The 8,151-nt window shown below is 63.3% G+C and carries 8 protein-coding genes; all 8 read left to right on the top strand.

Translation table 11 applies throughout. From position 1 onward, the window contains the following. On the top strand, window positions 1-1,315 hold a 1,315-nt coding region (locus KBB36_RS15485; RefSeq protein WP_290982794.1), incomplete at its 5' end, for a nitrite/sulfite reductase. Further along, window positions 1,302-1,805, top strand: a complete 504-nt coding sequence (locus KBB36_RS15480; RefSeq protein WP_290982791.1) for a DUF934 domain-containing protein — start codon at window positions 1,302-1,304, stop codon at window positions 1,803-1,805. The genes KBB36_RS15485 and KBB36_RS15480, both read left to right, overlap by 14 nt. Further along, entirely contained in the window at window positions 1,802-2,542 is a 741-nt protein-coding gene (locus tag KBB36_RS15475; RefSeq protein ID WP_290982788.1) for a phosphoadenylyl-sulfate reductase, read from the top strand. Before KBB36_RS15480 ends, KBB36_RS15475 begins: the two co-directional genes overlap by 4 nt. Before the next feature lie 21 nt (window positions 2,543-2,563). Beyond that, complete coding sequence (gene cysD, locus KBB36_RS15470; RefSeq protein ID WP_290982785.1) at window positions 2,564-3,361, top strand: sulfate adenylyltransferase subunit CysD; 798 nt, start codon at window positions 2,564-2,566, stop codon at window positions 3,359-3,361. A gap of 13 nt (window positions 3,362-3,374) precedes the next feature. Continuing rightward, window positions 3,375-5,246 carry an adenylyl-sulfate kinase gene (gene cysC, locus KBB36_RS15465; protein WP_290982782.1) on the top strand — a complete coding sequence of 624 codons (1,872 nt, stop codon included), beginning with the start codon at window positions 3,375-3,377 and terminating at the stop codon, window positions 5,244-5,246. 81 nt (window positions 5,247-5,327) lie between these two features. Beyond that, window positions 5,328-6,188 carry a sulfate ABC transporter permease subunit CysT gene (cysT, locus tag KBB36_RS15460; RefSeq protein ID WP_290982799.1) on the top strand — a complete coding sequence of 287 codons (861 nt, stop codon included), beginning with the start codon at window positions 5,328-5,330 and terminating at the stop codon, window positions 6,186-6,188. A 4-nt stretch (window positions 6,189-6,192) separates the two neighbouring features. Further along, on the top strand, window positions 6,193-7,071 hold the full coding sequence (gene cysW, locus KBB36_RS15455; protein ID WP_290982779.1) for a sulfate ABC transporter permease subunit CysW: 879 nt from the start codon (window positions 6,193-6,195) through the stop codon (window positions 7,069-7,071). A 9-nt stretch (window positions 7,072-7,080) separates the two neighbouring features. Beyond that, window positions 7,081-8,148, top strand: coding sequence for a sulfate/molybdate ABC transporter ATP-binding protein (locus tag KBB36_RS15450; protein ID WP_290982777.1), 1,068 nt, complete (start codon window positions 7,081-7,083; stop codon window positions 8,146-8,148). Window positions 8,149-8,151: the final 3 nt, after the last annotated feature.

The raw sequence follows: 8,151 nt of genomic DNA, 5'->3' as shown, positions 1-8,151 counted from the left end.
CATCCAGACTTCGGGCAATTGCATCCGCAACACCACCACGGATCAATTTGCCGGCGTGGCTGCCGATGAGATCGAAGACCCGCGTGTGTGGTGCGAGATCATCCGGCAATGGTCCACCTTCCATCCGGAATTCGCCTTCCTGCCGCGTAAGTTCAAGATCGCCGTCACCGGCTCGCCGAATGACCGCGCCGCCGTGCGGGTGCATGATATCGGCCTGCGCATGCATCGTGATGCGGCGGGGGAAGTCGGCTTCGAGGTGTTTGTTGGCGGTGGCCTGGGGCGTTCGCCCTTCATCGGCAAGACCATCCGCGACTTCCTGCCCAAGCAGCATCTGCTGAGTTACCTGGAAGCCATCCTGCGCGTCTATAATCGCCATGGCCGGCGCGACAATCTCTACAAGGCACGGATCAAGATCCTGGTGCATGAAACGGGTATCGAAAAAATCCGTGAGGAAGTGGAAGCCGAATGGGCCGCGATCAAGGATGGCGAACTAAAGCTGCCGCAGGGCATCATTGACGGTATCGCGGCGCAATTCGCCCCGCCGGCCTATGCCGTGCTGCCGGCCGCAGCACCGCCGGCCCTGCTGGAAGCGCTGCGCCAGGATGCCGAATTCGCCCATTGGCATCGTCAGAATACCGTGGCCCACAAACAGGCCGGCTACCGCATCGTCAATATCTCGCTGAAGCAAGAGGGCAAGCCGCCGGGCGATATCACCGCCGACCAGCTTGCTGCCGTGGCCGACCTGGCCGAGTTATACAGCTTCGGCGAAGTGCGGGTGACGCATGAGCAGAATCTGGTGCTGCCGCATGTGGCGCAGGCCGATCTGCCGCTGCTATGGCGCGCGCTCAAGGCGCAGGGCCTGGCCACGCCGAATATCGGCCTGATCTCGGATATCATCGCCTGCCCGGGCATGGATTACTGCGCGCTGGCTAATACCCGCTCGATCCCGATCGCGCAGGCGATCGCGCTGCGCTTTAAAAACTGGCAGCGGGCGCAGGATGTTGGTGAATTGAAAATCAAGATTTCCGGCTGCATCAATGCCTGCGGCCATCATCATGTCGGCCATATCGGCATTCTGGGGGTGGACAAGGCGGGTGAGGAGTTTTTCCAGATCACGCTGGGCGGCTCGGCGGCGGATGATGCCGCCCTGGGCGACCTGATCGGCCCGGCGCTGAACGAACGCGCGGCGCTGGAAGCCATCGACACACTGGTTGAAACCTATCTCGGCCTGCGCCAGGGCGATGAGCGTTTCATCGACACCTATCGCCGCGTTGGCCTGGCGCCGTTCAAGGAGAAGGTCTATGCCGCTCATTAAGCAGGGTGCCGAAATCACCGATGACTGGCAGCTGGTGCCGGATGGCGAGGTGCTGCCGGCGCATGGCAAGGTGGTGATCAGCCTGGCGCGCTGGCAGGCTGAAAAGCCGCAGCTTGAGCAGCGCAACGCACCACTCGGCCTGAGCCTGCCCAACACCGCCGACCCCACGGAACTGGGCCAGGATGTGCAGCGCTTTGCAGTGATCCTGCTGCATTTCCCGAAATTCAGCGATGGCCGCGCCTATAGCCAGGCCCGCCTGCTGCGCGAACGGCTGGGCTATGACGGCGAATTGCGCGCCACCGGCAATGTGCTGCGGGATCAGTTGCTCTACATGCACCGCGCCGGCTTTGATGCTTTTGAGATAGCGCGCCCGGATGCAGCGCAGGTTTATGCCGCGGCTCTGGCCGAGATGGGCGTGTTCTATCAGCCGACCGGCGATGGCCGCCGCACCGCCTTGCAGCAGCGCCTGGCGCAGAAGGCTGCCGGATGAGCAGCGCCCTTGCCCTTGTCGATGATGAGCTTGCGGAGCAGGCCGCCGAACTGAACCGCCGGTTTGGCGGTGCGCCGGCCGAAAGCCTGTTGCGCACCGCCCTGACCGAGCTTTTCCCCGGCCGCATAACGCTGGTCTCGTCGTTCGGTGCCGAGGCCGCCATCCTGCTGCATCTGGTGGCGCAGATCGATGCCGCCACGCCGGTTCTGTTCATTGATACCGCCAAATTGTTTGACCACACCCTGGCCTATCGCGATGCCCTGGTGCAGCGACTGGGCTTGAGCGATCTGCGCATATTGCGGCCTGATCCGGCGCGCCTCGCTGCCCTGGATGAAGCTGGTACATTGTGGTTCCGCGATGCCAATGCCTGCTGCGCCATCCGCAAGGTGGAGCCGTTGCAGCGCGGCTTGTCGCCCTTCGCCGCCTGGATCAATGGCCGCAAGCGTTTCCAGGCCGGCACGCGCAGCCGATTGCCGCTGGTGGAGGCGGTGGATGGCCGGCTGAAATTCAATCCGCTGGCGGATTGGAGCGCTGCCGACCTGGCGGCCTATGCCGCCCGGTTTGACCTGCCGGCACATCCGCTGGTGGCTGAAGGTTATGCCTCGATCGGCTGCGCGCCCTGTACCCAGCCGGTGCTGGCCGGCGAGGATGCCCGGGCCGGGCGTTGGCGCGGCCAGGACAAGGTGGAGTGCGGCATCCATACAGCTTTACCGGGAAGCCGGATTAGTGAAGAATAAGACGCATCAGGTATGTGAATTATGAATGACGATCTTGACTGGCTCGAAGCCCAGAGCATCTACATCCTCCGCGAAGCCTATAGCCGCATCAAACCATTGGTGATGCTGTGGTCGCTGGGCAAGGATTCCAATGTGATGATCTGGCTGGCGAAAAAGGCTTTCCTGGGGCGCGTGCCGTTTCCGGTGGCGCATCTGGATACCGGCCTGGAATTTCCTGAAACCTATGCCTTCCGGGATCGTTATGCCAAGGAATGGGGCCTGGAACTGATCCAGGATGCCTGCCCGCCGCTGGAAGCCACCGATCCCACCTTGCCGCATAATTCGCGGATTGCGGCGCGCAAGACGCTGGGGCTGAAGGAAGCCATCGGCCATTACGGCTTCAAGGGTGTGATCGCCGGCATCCGCCGCGACGAGCAGGCGACCCGGGCCAAGGAGCGTGTGTTCAGCCCGCGTGCCGAGGATGGCGCCTGGGATTTCCGCGACCAGCCGCCGGAATTGTGGGATCATTTCGCTTCCGAATTGCCGCCGGGCGTGCATATGCGCATCCATCCCTTGCTGCATTGGACCGAACTGGATATCTGGCGCTATATCCAGCGCGAGGGCATTCCGGTGGTGCCGCTGTATTTCGCCCGCGAAGGCAAGCGCTTCCGCTCGCTCGGCGAAATCGGCATCACGTTTCCGATCAACAGCCAGGCCGGCGATATCGAGCAGATCATCAGCGAGCTGGAAGTGACCCGCGAGCCGGAACGCGCCGGCCGCGCCATGGATCATGATTCCGAAGATGCCTTCGAGCGGTTGCGCGTCGCCGGCTATATGTGAAAGCATCCGCATCGTGAACCTGCAAGAGAAAATCAGGGCCGCCGCCAGCACCCAGCGCAGCCGGGCCTTTCCCATTGTCATCGTCGGCCATGTGGATCATGGCAAGTCGACGCTGGTGGGCCGTCTGCTGCATGAAACCGGCGCGCTACCCACCGGCAAGGTGGAGCAGTTGCGCGCCGTGTCGGAAAAGCGCGGGCTGGAATTTGAATGGTCGTTCCTGCTTGATGCTTTGCAGGTGGAGCGTGATCAGGGCATCACGGTGGATACCACACAGATCTGGTTCCACACCCAGCAGCGCCGCTATGTCATCATCGATGCGCCGGGGCATAAGGAATTTCTCAAGAATATGGTGACCGGCGCGGCCCAGGCCGATGCCGCGATCCTGGTGGTGGATGCAGCCCAGGGGCTGGCCGAGCAGACCCGCCGCCATGCCTATCTGCTGCATCTGCTGGGCCTGCGCCAGGTGGCTGTGGCGGTGAACAAGATTGACCTGATCGGCTTTGATGCCGACAGGTTCAATGATGTGGCGGCTGCCGTGCGCGGCTATCTGGCCAGTATCGGCATCACCGCGGCGCAGATTGTGCCGGTTTCGGCCAAAGAGGGCGACAATATCGCCGAGGCCAGCGCCAAAACCCCCTGGTATCACGGCCCGACTTTGCTCGAAGCCCTGGATGGTTTTCCGGATCGTGCGGCAGCGGTGGAGCAGCCGTTGCGGCTGCCGATCCAGGATCTCTACCGGGTGGATGACAAGCGCATCATCGTCGGCCGCATCGAAAGCGGCAGCCTGAAGGTGGGCGACCGCCTGCGTTTCACCCCCGGCGGCCGCGAAGCCAATGTTGCCTCGCTGGAAGCCTGGGGCAATCAGGCCGCACCCGTTGCGGCCGTGGCGGGTGAAAGTGTTGCCTTCACGCTGGATGAGGATGTGTTTGTGGAACGTGGCGGCCTGGCCACGCCGCCTGATGCGCCGCCGCTGGAAAGCACCCGCATCCTGGCGCGGCTATTCTGGCTCGACAAGGAACCGCTGCATGCCGGCCAGCGGCTGACGCTGAAGCTGGGCACCGCCGAGGCCGATGCTCTGGTGGAAGCCATCGAAGAAGTGATCGATGTGGAAACCCTGCTGCCGGCCAAGGCGGATCATGTTGAGCGCAATGGCGTGGCCCGCGTCATCCTGCGCAGCCGCAAGCCGCTGGCGCTGGATCGTTACGAAACCATGGCGCGCACCGGGCGCGGCGTGCTGGCGCGCAATTTCCATATTGTCGCCGGCTTTGTGGTGGAATCCGCCGAAGGCGGCCGGCTCGCCGATCTCACCCGGGTTGATGCCAGTGTCAGCCAGGCCGACCGCGCCCAATTGAACGGCCATCGCGGCGGTGTGCTGTGGCTCACCGGGCTTTCCGCTGCCGGCAAATCCACTGTGGCGATGGCGGCAATGCGGCAATTGTTCAATCGCGGCCGCCAGGTTTATGTGCTGGATGGCGACAATGTGCGCCATGGCCTCAACCGCGACCTCGGCTTCACACCAGAGGCGCGCACCGAGAATATCCGCCGCCTGGCCGAGGCCGCCCGGCTGATGGCCGATGCCGGGCTGATTGTGCTGGTGGCGGCGATTTCACCCAGCCAGGCCGACCGCGACCAGGCGCGCAGCATTATCGGTGAAGGTTTCCGCGAGATTTTTGTCAGCGCCGATCTCAGTGTCTGTCAGCAGCGTGATCCGAAAGGGCTGTACAAACGCGCCCTGGCCGGCGAGATCGCCAATTTCACCGGGGTGTCTGCGCCCTATGAAGCGCCCCGGCAGGCCGATCTGGTGGTGGATACCGGATCACTGGCACCAATCCAGGCGGCTCAGGTTCTGATCGATTATGCCGAGCGGCAATTCGCCGCCACCTGAGGCTCAGCCGTTAGCTTTACTATGGGGATGCCTGTCAGTTCACAGGCGTATTGCGTCCAGTTTGCACCATGGGGGTGGATGATGTCCTATAACGCGCTGCCGAGCATGCCGTTTCGGCCCCGGCATAGTGTGATCCCGGGTTTTGGCCTCACCCTTGGCCTTACGCTGGCCTGGACGGCCTTGATCGTGCTGATTCCGCTGGCCGGTTTGTTCCTGAAATCCGCCACGCTGGGCTGGGAGGCATTTTTCAACACCATCCAGTCGCCGCGTGTGCTCGCATCGCTGCGGCTCAGCTTCGGCACCGCGCTGATCGCGGCGCTGATCAACGCGGTATTCGGCCTGCTGGTGGCCTGGGTGCTGGTACGTTACAGCTTTCCCGGCCGCCGTGTGGTGGATGCCATGGTAGATATTCCCTTTGCGCTGCCCACCGCCATTGCCGGCATCGCGCTCACCGCATTGTGGGCGGAAAGCGGCTGGCTCGGCGCACCGCTGGCGGCGCTCGGCATCCAGGTGGCGTTCACGCCGCTGGGTATTGTGATGGCGCTGATTTTCATCGGCCTGCCTTTTGTGGTGCGCACGGTGCAGCCGGTGTTGCAGGATTTTGAGAAAGAGCTGGAGGAGGCGGCGGAAAGCCTGGGGGCCAATCGCTGGCAGATTTTCACCCGCGTGATCTGGCCCAGCCTGATGCCCGCCACCCTGACCGGCTTTGCCCTGGCGCTGGCGCGGGGCTTGGGCGAATACGGCTCGGTGATTTTCATCGCCGGCAACCTGCCCGGCATTTCCGAGATCGCACCTTTGCTGGTGGTGATCAAGCTGGAGGAATTCCTTTATGCCGAGGCGACGGCGATTGCCGTTGCCCTGCTGATCGCCTCCTTCATCATGCTGCTGATCATCAATACCGTGCAGCATTGGGCCGAGCGGCGCGAAAAGGGCGGGAGATAATATCATGGTGGCGCTTGCCCTGACCAATCCCGCCGGGCGTAACCGGCGCATCGACCGCGCCGGCGCCTGGATATTGCGCTGGCTGCTGATCGGCATCGCGCTGGCCTTTCTTGCGGTGTTCCTTGCCCTGCCGCTGGTGATTGTGTTCACCGAAGCATTACGCCAGGGCTGGCAGGCTTATGCCACGGCGCTGACCGAGCCGGTGGCACTGGCGGCAATCCGGCTAACATTGCTCACCGCTGCCATCGTGGTGCCGATCAACCTGGCTTTCGGCGTGGTGGCGGCCTGGGCCATCACCAAGTTCGATTTTCGCGGCAAAAGCCTGCTGATCACGCTGATCGACCTGCCGTTTTCGGTCTCGCCGGTGATCTCAGGCCTGGTCTTTGTGCTGCTCTTCGGCTTGCAGGGCTGGTTCGGGCCATGGTTGCAGGAACATGACCTGAAGATCATCTTCGCCGTGCCCGGCATTGTGCTGGCCACGCTGTTTGTCACTTTTCCCTTTGTGGCGCGCGAACTGATTCCGATCATGCAGGAACAGGGCACGCTGGAAGAGGAAGCGGCGATGGTGCTGGGGGCTTCCGGCTGGCAGACCTTCTGGCGCGTCACCTTGCCCAATATCAAATGGGGGCTGCTCTATGGCCTGCTGCTGTGCAATGCGCGGGCGATGGGCGAATTCGGTGCCGTCTCGGTGGTGTCGGGCCATATCCGCGGCCTTACCAACACGATGCCACTGCATGTCGAAATTCTCTATAACGAGTATAATTTTGTCGCCGCCTTTGCCGTCGCCTCGCTGCTGGCTTTGCTGGCGATTGTCACGCTGATCCTGAAAAGCCTGCTGGAATGGCGCCTGGCCCGCGATGGCCAGCGCGGCGGCGGCGAATAGGAGCCGACCATGCAGATCGACATCCTCGGCGTCAGCCGGCAATTCGGCAGTTTCCTCGCCCTCAAGGCAGTGGACCTCAATATCGCCAGCGGCGAATTGGTTGCCCTGCTCGGGCCATCCGGCTCCGGCAAGACCACGTTGCTGCGGCTGATCGCCGGCTTGGACAAACCCGATGCCGGCGATATCCGCTTTGATGGCCGCAGCACCGCCGAACGCTCGGCGGGCGAACGCGATGTCGGCTTCGTGTTTCAGCATTATGCGCTGTTCCGCCATATGAGCGTGTTCGAGAATGTGGCTTTCGGCCTGCGCGTGCGGCCGCGCAAGCAGCGCCCTAGTGAAGCCGAGATCAAGCGCCGGGTGGATGAATTGCTGCATCTGGTGCAGATCGACTGGCTCGCCGGGCGTATGCCGGCGCAGCTATCCGGCGGCCAGCGTCAGCGTGTTGCCCTGGCCCGCGCCCTGGCGATTGAACCCAAGGTACTGCTGCTGGACGAGCCTTTTGGCGCGCTGGATGCCAAGGTGCGCAAGGAATTGCGCCGCTGGCTGCGCCGGCTGCATGAGCAGCTTGGCATGACCTCGGTTTTTGTCACCCATGACCAGGAGGAGGCGCTGGAACTGGCCGACCGTGTGGTGGTGATGGACAAGGGCCGCATCGAGCAGGTCGATACGCCTGAGGCGCTCTATGAGAAGCCGGCCACGCCCTTCGTCAACCGCTTCCTCGGCGACATCAACGAACTGGATGGCGAGATCAGCGGCGGCCGCGTGCTCTATCCCAATGTTGATACCAGCCTGCTGCCGCCGCCGCGCCTGGTGGATGGCCCGGTGAAGCTCTATGTGCGGCCGCATGACATCATCGCCGAGGCCTTGGTGCCCGGTGCGCCGGTGCAGAATACCGGCGTGGTGCGTTTCACCTCGGCGGTGGGCGCCAATGTGCGCGTAGAGGTGGAGATCGGCGGCGGCCTGCCGGTGCTGGAAGTGTCGCAGACGCGCGAAGCTTTCGCCGACCGCCCGCTCAAGGCCGGCGAGCGGGTGCGGCTGGCCTTCCGCCGGGCGCAGGTATTTGCCCAAGATACTTGATAT

Source organism: Ferrovibrio sp., assembly GCF_017994015.1.
Classification (GTDB): domain Bacteria; phylum Pseudomonadota; class Alphaproteobacteria; order Ferrovibrionales; family Ferrovibrionaceae; genus Ferrovibrio.
The sequence above is the reverse complement of the archived record's forward strand: the minus strand, read 5'-3'. Positions and strand labels throughout refer to the sequence as shown.

What these genes read in the sequence shown, in the direction of transcription:
- KBB36_RS15480 (WP_290982791.1), top strand. Translation starts at nt 1,302, where the DNA reads ATGCCGCTCATTAAGCAGGGTGCCGAAATCACCGATGACTGGCAGCTG.
- KBB36_RS15475 (WP_290982788.1), top strand. Translation starts at nt 1,802, where the DNA reads ATGAGCAGCGCCCTTGCCCTTGTCGATGATGAGCTTGCGGAGCAGGCC.
- cysD (WP_290982785.1), top strand. Translation starts at nt 2,564, where the DNA reads ATGAATGACGATCTTGACTGGCTCGAAGCCCAGAGCATCTACATCCTC.
- cysT (WP_290982799.1), top strand. Translation starts at nt 5,328, where the DNA reads ATGTCCTATAACGCGCTGCCGAGCATGCCGTTTCGGCCCCGGCATAGT.
- cysW (WP_290982779.1), top strand. Translation starts at nt 6,193, where the DNA reads ATGGTGGCGCTTGCCCTGACCAATCCCGCCGGGCGTAACCGGCGCATC.
- KBB36_RS15450 (WP_290982777.1), top strand. Translation starts at nt 7,081, where the DNA reads ATGCAGATCGACATCCTCGGCGTCAGCCGGCAATTCGGCAGTTTCCTC.